Genomic DNA, 14,747 nt, shown 5'->3' with positions numbered 1-14,747 from the left:
TACCACACCTTGATTGGTGGCGATGGCTCGGTGGTCCAGGTGCTCGATCCTTCCAAACGGGCCTTCGGGGCTGGCAATTCGGCCTTCAACGGCCGCTGGGTAGTAACGAACGCCAAGGTGGGTGGCTCGATCAATAACTTCGCCCTGCACATCAGCTTGGAAACGCCCCTCGATGGCGAGAACGACGGACCAGCCCATAGCGGTTACACCTCAGCCCAATACGACGCCCTGGCGGCCCTGCTAGCCGGCTGGATGCAGCGTTTCCCCATCCCGGCCTCCCACATCACCACCCACCGGGCGGTGGACCTGGGCGGCGAGCGAGCTGATCCCCGCAGCTTCCGTTGGTCTGAGTTGCAAACCCGAATGCAAAACCTCGGCCTGCTCTGCAACCGTTAATTGAATTATTAAATAATTGAATTATTAAATAGTTGATTAGATAATTAGTTGATTAGCTAAATAGTTGATTAGATCAGCGGAGCCGGGGCCTGTTTACGGGTGGCGTAGAGCAGGGCATGGAGTTCGGGATCCTGCATGGTGCGCAAGATGCGGCGGGGATAGTCGAGCTTGCCGTTGTGGAGGTAGGCCAGGGTCGCTAGGGCCTTGGCGTCACGGGGGTTGCCGCTGGCCTGGAGGGGGCGCTGGGGCAGCTCGAGGGCGCGACTGAGGCGGGCGAATTTGCCCACCAGCAACACCACGTTGCGCTCGGGATCGAGCAGCTGGTTGCGGGCCTCGGTGATTTCGGCTTCGGAGGCATTGGGCGGCAGCAGGCCCTGGTGCACCATTTCGCCGAGGCTTAGCTGGGCGGGGCCATGGGTGCTGAATAAGCCGGAATGGGCTGCCAGGGGCAGATCTTCGCCCGGTTTGGCGTGCCGCATTTCGTCAAACAACACCGCCGCCACCAACACGGGATTGATCCTCTGGCGCTGGGATTCGGCCAGGATCAGGGGACGAAGCTCTACCAAGCGCCCCAGGGTGTGGCTGCGCAGCGGCTCTAATTGGTCGATGCCACTGGTGAATAACTGGGCCAGGCGGGGCTGGGGGCCGTGGACACCAAATCGGAGCTGCAGCTCCTTGAGTTCGTCTGGTGAAAATTGCAGCGGATCTGCAAATTGCTCAGAGCCAGCAGCTGAGCTGATGCTGCCGCTGAGACCGGGATCCAGCAGTAGCAGGGGCGTTTTTGGACCGTTAAGGATGGGAATGCTTGCAACGGCCAGCAGGGCTGCTGCAAGGCCGGTCAGACGCCGAACCCCTACCAGCCGCTTGCCGAGGGCAAGCCAGCGCGGGTAGCTGGTGGGGATAGGCACAAACACTCATTAATTGTGGCTTGATATTACGGAATTTATCTTGATTAGTCCCCTGGCTACGGAACGGTCTTCCGTCCGTCCCTCGTGTTGGTGCTGGGGCTGGTGTTGGGGCGGGGTCAGATCTAAGTTCTGGCGACGAGAGCGGCTTGAGCCGCAAGCCCATGCTTGCCAACTTTGATGGCTCCAATGCCGAGACCCAATGGCAACGCTTCTGCGACTTGCTTTGGTATGAAAGCGATCTTGGTATCTGGCTCGATGTGAGTCGCATGGCGATCGGCCAGGCCGATCTCGATGCCTTGGCTCCCCGATTCGAGCTGGCCTTTGCGGCGATGGCGGCCCTGGAGGCTGGTGCGATCGCCAATCCGGATGAACAGCGCCAGGTTGGCCATTATTGGCTGCGCACCCCAGAGCTGGCACCAGACGCCGCCACCACCGCGCACATCAACGCCGAGGTGGAGCGGATCGAGACCTTTGGCCGCGAGGTGCTCGACGGCAGCCTCCGTGCTCCCAATGGCCAGCCGTTCACCGACGTGCTTTGGATCGGTATTGGCGGTTCCGGCCTCGGCCCGCTGCTGATGGTGCGCGCCCTGCAGGAAGAGGGTCAGGGTCTCCCCTTCCACTTCTTCGACAACGTTGACCCCGCCGGCATGAGCCGCACCTTGGCGGGCCTGGACGGCCGCCTAGCCACCACCTTGGTGGTGGTGGTGAGCAAGTCAGGCGGCACCCCTGAGCCCCATATCGGCATGGAGCAAGCCCAGGCTCGGCTCGAGGCCCGGGGCGGGCAGTGGGCTGCCCAGGCTGTGGCGGTCACCATGCTCGACAGCAAGCTCGACCAGGTGGCCGTGGCCGGTCAGTGGCTGCGCCGCTTTGACATGTTCGATTGGGTGGGTGGCCGCACCAGCATCACCAGTGCGGTTGGCCTGCTGCCGGCGGCCCTGGTGGGTGCCGATCTGCGCGGCTTTCTGGCCGGCGCCGCCCGAATGGACGCCCTGACCCGGGTGTCAGATCTGCTCCATAACCCGGCTGCCCTGATGGCTGCCGCATGGTTTGTAGCCGGCCATGGCCAGGGCAAACGCGACATGGTTGTGCTCCCCTATCGCGATCGGCTGGAGGTGTTCAGTCGTTATCTCCAGCAGTTGGTGATGGAGAGCCTCGGTAAGAAGCACGACCGCGCCGGCGAGGTGGTGCACCAGGGCATTGCCGTTTACGGCAACAAGGGCTCAACCGACCAGCACGCCTATGTGCAGCAGCTGCGCGATGGCATCGACAATTTCTTTGTGACCTTCATCGAGGCCTTGGAAGAGCCCAGCGATATCCCGCCCATCGGTGATGAGATCCCTGGCGACTTCCTCGATGGCTTCCTGCAGGGCACCCGTTCGGCCCTGATGGAAGGGGGCCGCCAGAGCCTCTCGATCACCCTGCGCCGCTTTGATGCCACAGCCCTCGGTGCCCTGATCGCCCTGTTTGAGCGCGCCGTCGGTCTCTACGCCGAACTGGTAAACGTCAACGCCTACGACCAGCCTGGGGTGGAGGCCGGCAAAAAGGCAGCAGCGCTGATCCTGGCCCTGCAAGAGCGGCTCGAAGCCCTGCTCAGTGATGGCCAGGAGCGCAGTTTGCAGGAGTTGCAGCAGGCCTTGGGCACGGACAGCCCAGAGAGCCTGTTCTGGATCCTGCGCCACCTCTGCGCCAATCCCCGCGGCTATCAGGTGACTGGTGACTGGGGTGCTCCGGCGGCGATGAAGTTCGCCAAGGTCTGATCAGGGAAATCCCCATGCCAGAGCCCGTTGCGGCGAGCCCTGCCTCTCCCCAGCAGGTGCTGCGCGAGGTTTTTGGCTATGGAGCTTTTCGCGGGCCCCAGCAGGAGATTGTTGAGCATGTGGTGGCTGGTGGCTCGGCCCTGGTGCTGATGCCCACCGGTGGGGGCAAATCGCTTTGCTACCAGATTCCGGCCCTCTGCCGAGCGGGAACGGCGGTGGTGATTTCGCCCCTGATCGCCCTGATGCAAGACCAGGTTGAGGGGCTGCGTCAGGCGGGGGTGCGAGCTGCGGCGCTGCATTCGGGCTGTAGCGCTGAGGAAACCGCCAACACCTGGCGCCTGCTGCGGGCGGGCCAACTGGATTTGGTTTATTTATCTCCCGAGCGCTTGCTGGCGGGGGACACCCTCGAGCGGCTTGCTGCCCTACCCCTGGCCCTGTTTGCCATTGATGAGGCCCACTGCGTTTCCCAGTGGGGGCATGACTTCCGCCCGGAATACCTGCAGCTTTCGGTGCTGGCCCAGCGATTTCCCGCCGTGCCGCGGCTGGCACTCACCGCTACGGCCGATCCCCGCACCCGAGATGAGATCCGTGCCCGGCTGCAGCTGGAGAAGGGGCGAGTGTTTCTGGCCAGCTTTGATCGCCCCAATATTCGCTATTTGCTGCGCGATAAGGACGACGTTCGCAGCCAATTGCTTGAGCTGCTCGCAGATCACCGCGGCGCTTCAGGGATTGTTTATGCCCGCTCCCGCAACCGGGTGGATGGCTTCTGCCGTGACCTGCAGGCGGCAGGATATGACGCCGTTGCCTATCACGCCGGATTGGATGGGGCGGTGCGCAGCGCCGCTCTGGAGCGCTTCCGCCGCGATAGCGGCGTGGTGGTGGTTGCCACGATCGCTTTTGGCATGGGCATCGACAAGCCGGATGTGCGCTTTGTGGCCCACGTGGACCTGCCCAAAAGCCTGGAGGCCTACTACCAGGAAACCGGCCGCGCCGGCCGGGATGGTCTGCCGGCCCTGGCCTGGATGGTGCATGGCGGCGGCGATGTGCCCCAGTTGCGCCGCTTCATCGACGACTCCGACGCGGAGCAGCAGCAAAAAAGGGTTGAGCACGGCAAGCTCGATGCCCTGATTGGCTTCACCGAGGCGAGCGGCTGCCGCCGTCAGGTGTTGCTCAGCCACTTCGGTGAGACCCTGCCCGAGCCCTGTGGCAATTGCGATCTCTGCTTAGAGCCAGATACGGCGGTCGATGCCACCGAGTCGGTGCGCAAGGCCCTATCGGCTGTGTACCGCACGGGCAGCCGCTTTGGTGCCGCCCATTTGGTGGATGTGCTGCTGGGGGCAGATACGGCCCGAATTCGCGAGCTCGGCCACCAGCAGCTGGGTGTGTATGGCATTGGCAAGGAGCTTGATCGCGGCCAGTGGCGCAGCCTGTTTCGCCAGCTGGTGGCCCAGGGGTTGCTGCAGGCCGACTCCGAGCGATACGGGGCTCTGGGATTCGGCGAGGACGGGCGGCTCAAGCCGTTGCTGCGGGGTGAGACCCAGTTACTGCTAAGGCTGCCGCCAGCGAAGCGTGAGCGCAGCCGCCAGCCTGGGGTGAGCCCCGCTCCTGCTGCGGCAGAGCTGAACCCTGACGAGGCGCTCGTGTTGCAGGCGCTGAAGGATTGGCGCCGCGAGCAGGCTCGGCAGCAGGGGGTGCCGCCCTACGTGGTGTTTCACGACCGCACCCTGGTGGAGGTGGTGGCCCGCCGGCCCCGCTCCCTGGAGCAGCTGGCTGGGATCGGCGGTGTAGGCCAGGCCAAGCTCGATCGCTATGGCGCGGCATTGCTGGCGAGCTTGGATGCTGCCCTTTTGCATCAGGGGACACAAACGCCAGCTTCATGAGGCGTTACATTTGGTTCACGTTTCCTTAAGGATTCTTTTCATGGCTGACTCCACAACCCGCTTTGGCTTCGTTGCCTTTGCTGAAACCTGGAATGGCCGCCTGGCCATGCTCGGTTTCGTGATCGGTTTGGGTACCGAGTTGCTTACTGGCCAGGGCATCCTGAGCCAGATCGGTCTGGGCTGAGTCCCGATCGGGCCTGATCAGCTAGCTGGCTTCAAAGCCACTGCATGCCCGGGGTTTCCAGCATTTCCTGGCTGGGCCAGGCACCGAGACCTGCAAAGGCTGCCCCTAGGACAGCCCATATTCCTTTGCCGCTGGACAGCTCCTGTTCAGCGGCCCACTCGGCCTCTGCCACTTCAGATTCGCTTAGGCCAAGAGCTTCCACCAGCTGCCGGTAAAGAACTTTTTCTGCTGGGTTGATCGGCGAGCTGTCCTGAGGGCGTTGGCCCACTTTGGCCATCATGTAGCTGAGCTTCAGGGCCAGAGCCCGGTCTTCCCCGCTAGTGAGCCTGGGAATCACTTCTTCCAGCACTGAAGAGTCAACTGTCCAGGCAGCTAGCTGAAGCGCAGCTTCCTGGTTTGCCCCCGAGCCATCTCCAGAGGGGAAGTACTTGGCCACGAGTTTCTCGAGCAGCCGCTTTTCGTCTGCGGAAACATCGCCATCGGCCCAGGCCACGCAGCAAACCACCCTGAGCAGGTCAAGCTGACGATCGCGCTGCGAGCTACTGGGCCCGGTTTCAAGGGTCATGGTGCAGGAGATGGCTTTTGCGCCATTTTGACCAGCCCTTGGCTTGTTTCTGTGGAAATCACCCCCAGATGGGGGCATCCAAGGGCAGCAATCCAGATGATGATGAATTGAACACACAACCGAGGTGGGCCATGGTCCACACCACCCAAGGTTTGACAACCAGCTGCCTGGGACGCACCTGCCTCAAATGGCAGCCCGATGGCGAGCTCACCGCCCTTGATCTGCAGCTAGTGCTCGAGCGGCTGGCCCAGGTCGATCAAGATGTGGTCGCAATTCTGGATCGCACTGTCGACTAGACCCCATGTCCCTCGATCAGCTGAAGGCCTTCCTGGGCAAGGTTCAGGATGACCAGTCGCTTCGGCAAGCCGTGCAAGCCGCTGCTACTGCGGATGATGTGGCCAAGATCGGGGCAGGCCTGGGCTTTGAATTTTCCGGCGACGAGCTGCTGCGGCTTTCAGGCAAAAAAGTAGGTCGCGTAACGGTTACCAAGCAGGACCTGCCCGGGGAATACAACTAGCTGCCGTGCCGCGGGCTTCGTTCGCGGCTAGACGACCTTTAAGCAACCCGGAAACAACACCATGGCCAAGCGGACGGAACTGATCACGGCGATTGGCTTAGGGCTCGTCGTAGCAGCTGCGGGCAGCTTCACCGCTCTGGCCCGCCCCATGGGCGGCGGCGGCTTTGGCGGGGCAGGCTCCGGTGCGGGGGTGCGTCCAGGGGCGGGCTGGGGTGCTCCTGGCGCCGGAACGAGACCGGGCGTTGGTGTGGGAGCACCCGGAGTAGGGGCGCCCGGAGCGGGAGCTCGCCCTGGTGTGGGCTGGGGTGCCCCTGGCGCTGGTTTCACCCGCGCCCCAGGGGCCTCTGCCTGGAATCCGGCCTGGGGCCGCCAAGGGGGTTACTGGTCGTCGCGCACCTGGAGCACCGGCTGGTATCGGCCCTATCCAGCGGCCTGGCCCTGGTGGCGAGCCAGTTCAGTGGCCTGGGGAGTGGGCAGCTTGGCAACGGCTGCTGCGATCACCAGTGCTGTTAATGCAGCTACGTATCAGCAGTCGACCGTGATCGTGGTGCCCCAAACCAGCCTGCAGCTCGACTACGGCTCGGTTCAAGCGCTGCCACCTAATCGAGTTCAGTTTGCCTACGGCGTTGCCGGTATGCCCCTGATGACAGCCACCAGCGATTGCAAGCAGGGGCTGATCAATGGCATGGCACCGACCACGGCCGACCAGGCCCAGGTGCTCAATGCCAGCTGCCACATCGCCTACGGCTCCAACTGAGCGGGGTGGCCCCATCCCTTTTGCGGATTCGGGCCCTGGAGAAGGGCGATCTCGCCGACGTCACCGCCTTGGCCCGTGCTGAACATTTCGCGCCGGGCCAGGGAGACGTAGCCATCTACCGCCATACCGACCGCCAGGGGCTCTGGGTTGGTTGCCTAAACGGTCGTCCAATCGGCTGTATTGCCGGGGTCCGGTACAACGCCGAATACGGCTTCATCGGCATGTTTTTGGTGCAACCAGAGCACCGGGGGCAGGGATTTGGCCGTGAGCTTTGGCAGCGGGCCTTGCAGCATCTGGAGGGCCTTACTTGCATCGGCATTGAGGCCGCCCCCGATCGCATCGGTGACTACGCCAGTTGGGGGTTTGCGCCGGCGTCGCCAACCCAGCGCTGGCAGCGGATCAGTGATGGCAACCTCCCGCCCGCCGCTACTCCAGAGGGCCTGAGCCTGCTTGAGGGAAGTGCCATACCCGACAGGGCCGTGCAGGCCTATGACGCCCAGCGGGAGCTCAGCCCCCGGCCCCACTTCCTCGCCGACTGGCTGCACCATCCGGCCGGCACGGTGCTGGCCCTGATCGGCCCGGATGGCTCATGCCACGGCTTTGGCCGAATCCGGCCCTGCCTGCTGCATCGAGGCGAGGGTTGGCGGATAGGGCCCCTGCTAGCCGACACGCCTGCCCTGGCGGCCCAGCTTCTCAACGCCCTGATGGTCCGCCATGCCGGCGTGGTGTTAATCGATGCCCCTGCCGCCAATCCGGAGGCAGGGGCCCTGCTGCTGCAGTTGGGTTTTGCGGTGGTCGCCGAGACGCTGAGGATGTACCGGGGCAGCCTGCCGCCGGTTCCCCTTGGCGATGTCTACGGGTTGGCCTGCCTGGAGCTGGGCTGAGCGCGGCGGGCGGCGAGGCCAGCCTCCGTTGCAGTAACAACAGCCAGCAGCAGCAGGCCGCCTAGGCCGATCAGTTGATTTTGCTGCACCAAATCGGGCATCAATACCTCGTCCACGTTTTGGCTTAGGACACCTCCCGCCACAAACCAGGCCGTTGCCAGGCCTGAGCTGATCCAGTAGGCCCGCCAGCGGCGTTGATAGATGTATCCCGTACCTAAACCAGGCACCAGGTTGAGCACTACGGCCACCCAGGGGCTGGAGGCGGCAAGAATTGCTTCTTGGCTGGCTTGATCTGGATTGCTGGTTGGGGTCATTGTTGGCGTGGCCTGGTTTGCTGCATCGCGGGCGTTGAACCTGCAGGCTGGAGTGCCGCTGATTCTTTTTGCAGTGCTCGCCGCCCTGGTGATTCTGTTGGTGATTGTGGCGGTGGCGTGGGGCCTTAATCCAAGCCGGCAGGATTTTGCCTGGTTTATGCGGCTGCGCCGCCCGCGCTGGCTGGTGTTTGAGGGCTTGATTCCCGTGATTTGGCTGCTGATCTACGTCTGCTTCTACATCTCGGCTTGGCTCACCTGGCAGACCAGCTGGAGCGGCTTGTGGATGGCGGCTTTCCTGGTGCAGTTGGTATTGGTGCAGAGCTACACGCTTGTGATTTGCCGTAGCCGCAGCCTGGGCAGGGGCACGGTCATTGGCTTTTCTGGCTGGGTGTGGGGCATTGCCCTCACCGTTGCTGTGGCTAGCGAGAGCATGCTGGCGGCTGGTTTGCTGCTGCCTTACCTGCTCTGGAGCCCGGTGGGCACCTGGGTTACCTGGCAGATGCGTCAGCTCAACCGCTAGCCCTGGTCACCTATGGCGACTCGCGAGCCACGGCCAGGGCCGCCAGTAGGCCGCCGCCAAAACCGCTGAGGTGGCCGATCCAGCTCACGCCTGGCGGTGAAAAAATCGGCAGCAGGCTGGGCAGCACCCCCGCATAGGTGACCAGGGCCAGCACTGAAAGGAGCAGGGAGAGGGGCCGCTTCTCCAGCCAGCCGATCAGCAGCAGGTAGCCCAGCAGCCCGTACACGACCCCGGAGAGTCCGTGACTGCCGTTGGGCCAGAGCAGCCATACCGGAATAGCCGTGGCATAAACCCCCAACCAAACGGCCAGATAGTCGCGGCGGCCGCGCAGCAATACCAGCCAGGAGAGGGGCAGAAAGGTGAGCGAATTGCCCAGGAGATGGCCAAAACCGCTATGGCTGAAGGGGGCTGTCAGCACCCCGAGGAAGGAGCCTCCGGGCGTCATCGGCAGGTTCCAGTTGCCACCGAAAACCAGCTGGTCAACCAGCTCCTGGAGCCAGGGAATCAGCAAGATCAGCGGCGGAAGCAGCAGATTGAAACCGGCTCGGGCGATCAAGCGATCCAGACGTTGGGGTAGAGATTCGTTCACGGCTCGCACTTGAAGCTGCAGCGCAGCATGGCAAGGGCTTCATCAGGCAGGCCCAGCAGACGATCCAGCCAGGGGTCCCCGCACGGTGGCACTCTTGCCACCCCCACCAGCAGGGCCGTGCCATTGGCGCTGAGGGGCTGGCCCATGGCCCGGTGGCGTTGCCCCTGGGCTGCGCCCGTGCTGAGCAGGGTTTCGATCAGCAGGTCGGGGGCGCGGTAGAGCCCGGCAATGCGGAAGCGAAAGCGGGCCCGGAAGTGCAGTTGAACAGCACCTGTTGCTGAATCAATGCTGCCCGCCAGCTGCTCAGGGGCGATGGCGATCTCCAGGCCCGGGGGCAGGGGCAGCCCCAGCACCCGGGTGGTGCGCCAGTTGAGTGGCGGAATCAACAGCCTGGCGGGCTCGAAGCTCACGGTTCGCGGGCCGCCAGCTGGGCTGGGGCCGAGCTCACCGGTTCCGCCGCCGCCGCTGGCGTCGTAGCTGAAGTGGGGATAGGCGCCGATGGCCAGGCCACAGCCCTTAGTGGTGCCTAGCTGCAGCATGCCAACCCCAAACTCGGGGCTCACAGGCTGCGCAGCGCGTCTAATTCGCCGCGGCTGTGCAGTTCGGCCAGCTCGTTGTAGCCACCAATAGAAACGCCATCGATGTAGAGCTGGGGCACCGGTCCCGACTCGTCGGGTTCGATTTCCACGAAGGCAATGCCCAGGGTGCGCAGCATGCGTAGGGCCCGGCGCGAAAAGGGGCATTCCGGCCGCCCGGCGATTTCAACTCGCGGTTCGCTGCTGGCTGATGTGGTCGGCGATGCACTAGGTGCTGGGCTGGTGCCGGTGCTGAGCAGGCCCACCAGCAGGTCGGCGCCGCGCAACACCAGGGTGCCGTGCTCGAGGTGGCCGCCCCACACCTGGCAGCTGGCATCGGAGAAGCTCAGGTGCAGGTGCACCCCATCCGGGCTGATCGTGCCCTGCAGGGTGATGATCTCCAGCTCGCCAGCCAAAACCGTGGGTGCGCTTTTGCCAGGGCAGGCAAAGGCGGCTTGGGAGAGGTTGCCCACCACACTCAGCACAAAGCCGCCGGCGTTGTGCTCAAGGGCCAGCTGCTCCAGGCTGCGCCGCACGTCACTGCCGGCTTCGAGGTGCAGCGGCACGGCACGCATGGCAGATATAGATAGGTGGGGGCAAGGCTACGCCGGCCCATGCTGGTGAGGTTGCCCTGTTGCCATGGCCCCGGATTCCGCCCTCGCTGCCCTCAACCTGGCGGTGGTGGGTCATGTGGAGTGGGTGAGCTTTGTGGCAGTGGAGCAGCTGCCAGTTGCTGGTTCGATCGACCGGGCCACCGCCTTTCTGGAGGAACCCGCCGGTGGTGGGGCGGTGGTGGCGGTGCAGCTGGCCCGTCTCAGCGGCAAGCGGGTGCGGTTTTTCACCTCCCTGGGCCGGGACGCCACCGGCGAGCGCTCAGCGGAACGGCTCACGGAGCTGGGTCTTGATCTTGAGGTGGCCTGGCGGGATGCCCCAACCCGCCGGGGGGTGAGCTTTGTGGATCGGGCCGGTGACCGCAGCATCACCGTGATCGGCGAGCGACTGGCCCCGTTGGCTAGGGATCCACTCCCCTGGGCTGATCTGGCTGACTGCGATGGCGTCTTTGTGACCGCGGCCGACGCGGCAGCTCTGCAGCAATGCCGCCGGGCCCGGCTGCTCGGCGCCACGCCACGGGTTGGCTTGCCGCTCTTGGAGGCCAGCGGAGTGAGCTGCGATGCCTTGATCGGCAGCGCCCTCGATCCGGGTGAGCAGGTGCCTGCTGGCGCCCTATCGCGCCCCCCGCGACTGCGAATCGCCACCGAAGGGGCGGCTGGTGGCTGGAGCGAACCCGGCGGGCGCTTCTCTGCCCAGGCCCTGGCGGCCCCGCCGGTCGACAGTTATGGCTGCGGCGACAGCTTTGCAGCCGGGGTGATGGCGGGACTGGCGGCTGGTTGGAGCGTCGCCGCAGCAATCGACCTGGGCGCCCGCTGCGGCGCCGAGTGCGCCGTTGCCTTTGGTCCCTACGCCCGCCCTAACTGACCTGGTTTTGCACAAGCAGCAGCAGCCTGTTTGCCTCCGGATCAAGCAGCCAGGCCTCCACTCCGAAGGCCTCCTGGCGCGGACCGTCCAGAAGCGTGGCGCCCAGCCCAATGGCGCTCGCCAGCCAGGCCTGCAGCAGGGCCATGGCAGCTGCGTCGTTGTTGCCGCCAGCCACGCTGCGCTGCAGGCACGTTGCTAGCCGGCCGGGTTGCTTCTCTTGGGGCCGGCTCTGGGATGGGGCGTAGATCTCCAGGAAGCCACCGGCGGGCCAGGGCACTCGCCAATGGCTGGCACCAAGCCCCTGTAGGGGCTCTACCGCCAGCAAATCGGCGTAAAACCTTGCCAGGGCAGGGGGATTGTCTGCAGCCAGCACCAGGGAGCTGCTCAGGCTTGGGGTGTTTTGCACCGTTTTTATTGATTGCCTAAAAAGTCTGCAACGGCCAGATCGGGGCGACGCAGCAGGGCAAAGATGGTGCCGGCGTTGCCGCGGCACAGCCTCAGCTCCTCGGTGAGCACGGTGATGTCGAGCCAGGCTGGAAAGCTTTGCTGCACCTCCCGTTGCAGCTGTAAGCGTGTGGTGCCCAGCCGGGGACCGCGCCAGCCACCGCGCTGGAAGCGAACCTGCACCCGCTGCTGTGGAGTTGAGCTGTTATCGCCAGGGCTTGATTCGAGCTGGATGGTGGCCTCTACAGCTATGCCACCCAGGCCGGCCAGCTGTCCTGGCGGCCTCAACAGATTCAGGGCGCGCCCCCGCGATGGAGCCAGGATCTGCAGGTTCTCCAGCCATGGCACAGCCTGGAGATAGGGCTGGCTGCTGCTGCTCCAGCGCAACTCCCATACCCCCTCCAGCAGTTCGAGGGCACCTGGGCCGGCGAGATCCACTGGAGAGGTGCGCTCGAGCTCGAGAATCAGCTCCCGCACCCGCGGCCCCTGGCGTTGGGCTTCCCCCCTGGCGCCACTACGCAACAGGACCAGCAGCTCCTCTCTTGCTTTCAACATCCAGGTGGCCGACGTCTTTACAACCAGTTATAGTTGTTGAAACATTCCTCAACACTCATGACCGAATCCACCCCCCGCTTCGGCTTTGTTGCTTTTGCTGAGACCTGGAACGGCCGCTTGGCCATGATGGGCTTTGTGATTGGTCTTGGCACCGAGCTGCTCACCGGCCAAAGCATCGCTGCTCAACTGGGCCTGGGCTGATTGCCAGAGCTCAAAGTCTCTGGTTTTTACCAGTAATTTTAATCCCTAAAATAAAAGCCCGAAGCTCTTGCTCCGGGCTTTTTTAATGGGCAGTTGGCTAGGTCTAGCTAGCTGGCCTCGAACTGTAATAGAAGCCACCATTCACTCCAGTTTGACTAACTACTGTGCATTGAGTTGCAACCCGCCATAGGGCGCGATGGATAGGAGTGGGGTCGTAGCGAACTAGCTCGGGAAAACGCTGCTTGAGTAAGGCGTTGGCCCGCCAGGCGTTGTAGTGAGGGATTCTCGGGTTGATGTGATGGCACACATGGGTTGAGCCGATGCCGTGATGCAGCAGATTGAGCAGGGGGCCATAAGGACGATCCACCGTCTGTAGAGCACCTTTTGCCCAATTCCAGTCGCTGGTGGAGAAGTGGGGAATATCGGTATCGGTGTGCTGTAGCCAGGTGTAGCTAACTAACCAAGCGTTGACCACCAGATAGGGCAGGCCGTACACCAGTAGCACTCTCGCCGGGGAGAAGTGGATGGAAGCCCACACCAGTACCGCAACCATCGCCAGCAGGCCGAGGTTTGAGATCACCATCAGGCGACGGCAGGAGTCGGGAAATAGCTGGCGCCCACCGTTGCGGAAGGGTGCAGCCGTAGTGAAATGGGAGGTGGGGCTGCCGTACTCTTCGCCGCCGGCAACACCAAACATCAGGTAAAGGGGCCAACCCAGCACCAGGTGGGTGAACAGGGAGGCCACGCCGTAGAGGCCCTGGCCCAGCTGCCGTCTTGTTCCAGCCACGAAGCGTCCCGAGCTGGAATCGGAGCGAGGCGGCACATGGGTTTCACCTGCCTCGAGGTGGTTGCAGTTGGCGTGGTGCACGGCATGGCTGCGCTGCCAGCTGAAGTAGGGCACAAGCAGCAAGCTGTGAAGCACAAATCCCACCACCGCTTCGACGCGGGGGTTGGGATGGAAGGCACGGTGACCGCACTCATGGGCAATTACCCAGCAACCTCCCGCCACTGTTCCAGTGACCACGGCGTAGAGCAGCCAGAGGGGTGCAGCGCTGAGCTGCAGGGGGATCAGGGTTCCCACGCCATAGGCCAAAACAGATAGGCCCAGGGACATGGCCAGACTTCCCCAGGCTTTAACCGGGTTGATCTGGGTTAACTCAGAGGGCAGGCAGGCAAGCAGCTCAGCTTTGCTGGGATAGGTGGCTGCTGGCGTGGCGACCTGCGCGGTGGCTAGGGACGGCAGGGAAACAGGTGGAGTCAATGAAGCTGCCGCAGGGCAAGGGGGAATGGAAGCGGCCCCGAAAGGCTTCTGAGACAATAGGTATTTGCACCCTGCTGCGGCGGCGCTGCAGGCACATTCACTCAACCCTGAAGGTCACGGCCATCACTGCGGTGATGTCCTTCTCGATTGTGCGGGTGTCGTAGGAGCCGCTGTCACTGGTCTCCGTTGAGTTGGGGGAGGTGATCTGGAACGAGCCGGTGTCGGCGTTTGTGATCGCACCGATGCCGGCACCGGCTTCCGAGGCTATGGCCCGCGCCCTCGCCCGGGCGTCCTTGGTGGCCTTTGCCAGCATGTCGACCCGCTTCTCCGCAAGCTTGGTGTAGGTGTAAGCCGGCTCGTTGATCGTGAGAGGCACGCCCTTGCCGATCAACTGCCCAATCTGACCGGAGATTCTATAGATCTTGGCGACATTCCAGCTGCCGATCAGCACTGCTTGGGTGCTGGTCCAGGTGGTGGAGCGCAGCTCCCCGGTGCGGGGATCGCGCACTTCCTGCTTTTCCGATTTAACCGAGTCGAGCTCCATCTCGTCGGCCTCGATGCCCTGGGCCTTGAGGAAGGCCACTGTTTGCTCTACTGCAGGCTGCAGCCCTTGGTATGAAGCTTGCTGGCTGGCCCCGCTCTGGGAGACCTTCACCGACCAGTCGACGTAGTCGGATGTAATTCGCTCGGTGCTGGCTCCAGTAACTGTGATGGTGTCGTTGGCGTTGCGGATGCCCCTCACCATGACGCCACTGGCGGTGGTGAGCCCGATTCCAAGCACCGCCATGGCAAACACCAGTGTTGGTGTCCGCTTGAGAAACATCCAGCTGCTGAGCGCCCAACTCTGCATTTTCATTCGTCTTGGAAGCAGCTGAATTCAGCCTATTGAGCTGTCGCTTGCCTGTCTCAAAGCTGTTAGTCGAAGGGATATTCGTAGACAAGGGTGAGGCCAAGGCGCTCGGCG

21 protein-coding genes are annotated in these 14,747 nt (G+C 63.6%); 11 read left to right on the top strand and 10 right to left on the bottom strand.

The features are described 5' to 3' along the window. On the top strand, nucleotides 1-396 hold a 396-nt coding region (locus tag KBY85_RS13850; RefSeq protein WP_254962045.1), incomplete at its 5' end, for an N-acetylmuramoyl-L-alanine amidase. 68 nt (nucleotides 397-464) lie between these two features. Here the strand turns inward: KBY85_RS13850 and KBY85_RS13845 are convergent. Beyond that, a complete protein-coding gene (locus KBY85_RS13845) occupies nucleotides 465-1,163 on the bottom strand; it encodes a helicase DnaB (protein WP_254962046.1) in 699 nt (232 codons plus the stop codon). Nucleotides 1,164-1,465: 302 nt separating this feature from the next. Between KBY85_RS13845 and KBY85_RS13840 the strand changes: the two genes are divergently transcribed. From KBY85_RS13840 to KBY85_RS13830, 3 genes are read left to right on the top strand one after another with little or no spacing between them, the layout of a single operon-like run. Then, on the top strand, nucleotides 1,466-3,061 hold the full coding sequence (locus KBY85_RS13840; RefSeq protein ID WP_254962044.1) for a glucose-6-phosphate isomerase: 1,596 nt from the start codon (nucleotides 1,466-1,468) through the stop codon (nucleotides 3,059-3,061). A gap of 14 nt (nucleotides 3,062-3,075) precedes the next feature. Continuing rightward, nucleotides 3,076-4,941, top strand: coding sequence for a DNA helicase RecQ (recQ, locus tag KBY85_RS13835; protein WP_254962043.1), 1,866 nt, complete (start codon nucleotides 3,076-3,078; stop codon nucleotides 4,939-4,941). A 40-nt stretch (nucleotides 4,942-4,981) separates the two neighbouring features. Continuing rightward, complete coding sequence (locus KBY85_RS13830; protein WP_106501661.1) at nucleotides 4,982-5,125, top strand: chlorophyll a/b-binding protein; 144 nt, start codon at nucleotides 4,982-4,984, stop codon at nucleotides 5,123-5,125. 31 nt (nucleotides 5,126-5,156) lie between these two features. Here the strand turns inward: KBY85_RS13830 and KBY85_RS13825 are convergent, their stop codons facing one another. Then, nucleotides 5,157-5,690 carry a TerB family tellurite resistance protein gene (locus KBY85_RS13825; RefSeq protein ID WP_254962042.1) on the bottom strand — a complete coding sequence of 178 codons (534 nt, stop codon included), beginning with the start codon at nucleotides 5,688-5,690 and terminating at the stop codon, nucleotides 5,157-5,159. A gap of 131 nt (nucleotides 5,691-5,821) precedes the next feature. On the opposite strand from KBY85_RS13825, the gene KBY85_RS13820 reads away from it, so the two are divergent. The 4 genes from KBY85_RS13820 to KBY85_RS13800 all read left to right on the top strand — a co-directional run bounded on the left by KBY85_RS13820 (nucleotide 5,822) and on the right by KBY85_RS13800 (nucleotide 7,848). Next, entirely contained in the window at nucleotides 5,822-5,986 is a 165-nt protein-coding gene (locus KBY85_RS13820; protein ID WP_254962041.1) for a hypothetical protein, read from the top strand. A 5-nt stretch (nucleotides 5,987-5,991) separates the two neighbouring features. Then, entirely contained in the window at nucleotides 5,992-6,207 is a 216-nt protein-coding gene (locus KBY85_RS13815; RefSeq protein ID WP_106501664.1) for a Nif11-like leader peptide family natural product precursor, read from the top strand. Nucleotides 6,208-6,268: 61 nt separating this feature from the next. Continuing rightward, nucleotides 6,269-6,964 (top strand): hypothetical protein, encoded by a 696-nt coding sequence (locus tag KBY85_RS13805; RefSeq protein WP_261359653.1) that lies wholly within the window; start codon nucleotides 6,269-6,271, stop codon nucleotides 6,962-6,964. Nucleotides 6,965-6,969: 5 nt separating this feature from the next. Next, nucleotides 6,970-7,848, top strand: coding sequence for a GNAT family N-acetyltransferase (locus tag KBY85_RS13800; protein WP_254962039.1), 879 nt, complete (start codon nucleotides 6,970-6,972; stop codon nucleotides 7,846-7,848). Here the strand turns inward: KBY85_RS13800 and KBY85_RS13795 are convergent. Then, nucleotides 7,818-8,162 (bottom strand): hypothetical protein, encoded by a 345-nt coding sequence (locus KBY85_RS13795; protein ID WP_254962038.1) that lies wholly within the window; start codon nucleotides 8,160-8,162, stop codon nucleotides 7,818-7,820. The genes KBY85_RS13800 and KBY85_RS13795 overlap by 31 nt on opposite strands. Nucleotides 8,163-8,169: 7 nt before the next feature. On the opposite strand from KBY85_RS13795, the gene KBY85_RS13790 reads away from it, so the two are divergent. After that, a complete protein-coding gene (locus tag KBY85_RS13790) occupies nucleotides 8,170-8,682 on the top strand; it encodes a tryptophan-rich sensory protein (RefSeq protein WP_254962037.1) in 513 nt (170 codons plus the stop codon). 10 nt (nucleotides 8,683-8,692) lie between these two features. Here the strand turns inward: KBY85_RS13790 and KBY85_RS13785 are convergent, their stop codons facing one another. The 3 genes from KBY85_RS13785 to KBY85_RS13775 are packed head-to-tail and all read right to left on the bottom strand — an operon-like array spanning nucleotide 8,693 to nucleotide 10,421. Next, the gene (locus tag KBY85_RS13785; protein WP_254962036.1) at nucleotides 8,693-9,271 is read right to left on the bottom strand and encodes a rhomboid family intramembrane serine protease; all 579 of its coding nucleotides are present in this window, start codon (nucleotides 9,269-9,271) and stop codon (nucleotides 8,693-8,695) included. Beyond that, nucleotides 9,268-9,834 (bottom strand): hypothetical protein, encoded by a 567-nt coding sequence (locus KBY85_RS13780; RefSeq protein ID WP_254962035.1) that lies wholly within the window; start codon nucleotides 9,832-9,834, stop codon nucleotides 9,268-9,270. The genes KBY85_RS13785 and KBY85_RS13780 overlap by 4 nt, the downstream gene beginning before the upstream one ends. Then, nucleotides 9,831-10,421: a PCC domain-containing protein gene (locus tag KBY85_RS13775; RefSeq protein ID WP_254962034.1), complete on the bottom strand. Its 591-nt coding sequence runs from the start codon at nucleotides 10,419-10,421 to the stop codon at nucleotides 9,831-9,833. The genes KBY85_RS13780 and KBY85_RS13775 overlap by 4 nt, the downstream gene beginning before the upstream one ends. Before the next feature lie 64 nt (nucleotides 10,422-10,485). Between KBY85_RS13775 and KBY85_RS13770 the strand changes: the two genes are divergently transcribed. Beyond that, nucleotides 10,486-11,322, top strand: coding sequence for a PfkB family carbohydrate kinase (locus tag KBY85_RS13770; RefSeq protein ID WP_254962033.1), 837 nt, complete (start codon nucleotides 10,486-10,488; stop codon nucleotides 11,320-11,322). Here KBY85_RS13770 and KBY85_RS13765 read toward each other — a convergent pair. After that, nucleotides 11,315-11,728, bottom strand: a complete 414-nt coding sequence (locus tag KBY85_RS13765) for a VOC family protein (protein ID WP_254962032.1) — start codon at nucleotides 11,726-11,728, stop codon at nucleotides 11,315-11,317. The two genes, KBY85_RS13770 and KBY85_RS13765, sit on opposite strands and share 8 nt — an antisense overlap. 5 nt (nucleotides 11,729-11,733) lie before the next feature. Continuing rightward, a complete protein-coding gene (locus tag KBY85_RS13760; protein WP_254962031.1) occupies nucleotides 11,734-12,321 on the bottom strand; it encodes a PAP/fibrillin family protein in 588 nt (195 codons plus the stop codon). 57 nt (nucleotides 12,322-12,378) lie between these two features. Between KBY85_RS13760 and KBY85_RS13755 the strand changes: the two genes are divergently transcribed. Then, nucleotides 12,379-12,522: a high light inducible protein gene (locus KBY85_RS13755; RefSeq protein ID WP_106501671.1), complete on the top strand. Its 144-nt coding sequence runs from the start codon at nucleotides 12,379-12,381 to the stop codon at nucleotides 12,520-12,522. 103 nt (nucleotides 12,523-12,625) lie between these two features. On the opposite strand, the gene KBY85_RS13750 is transcribed toward KBY85_RS13755, so the two are convergent. Next, nucleotides 12,626-13,783, bottom strand: coding sequence for a fatty acid desaturase (locus KBY85_RS13750; RefSeq protein ID WP_254962030.1), 1,158 nt, complete (start codon nucleotides 13,781-13,783; stop codon nucleotides 12,626-12,628). 97 nt (nucleotides 13,784-13,880) lie between these two features. Next, nucleotides 13,881-14,639 carry an SIMPL domain-containing protein gene (locus tag KBY85_RS13745; protein ID WP_254962029.1) on the bottom strand — a complete coding sequence of 253 codons (759 nt, stop codon included), beginning with the start codon at nucleotides 14,637-14,639 and terminating at the stop codon, nucleotides 13,881-13,883. Nucleotides 14,640-14,747: the final 108 nt, after the last annotated feature.

The sequence above is a fragment of the Cyanobium sp. BA5m-10 genome (genome assembly GCF_024346255.1).
Taxonomy (GTDB): Bacteria; Cyanobacteriota; Cyanobacteriia; order PCC-6307; family Cyanobiaceae; genus Cyanobium_A; species Cyanobium_A usitatum.
The sequence above is the reverse complement of the archived record's forward strand: the minus strand, read 5'-3'. Positions and strand labels throughout refer to the sequence as shown.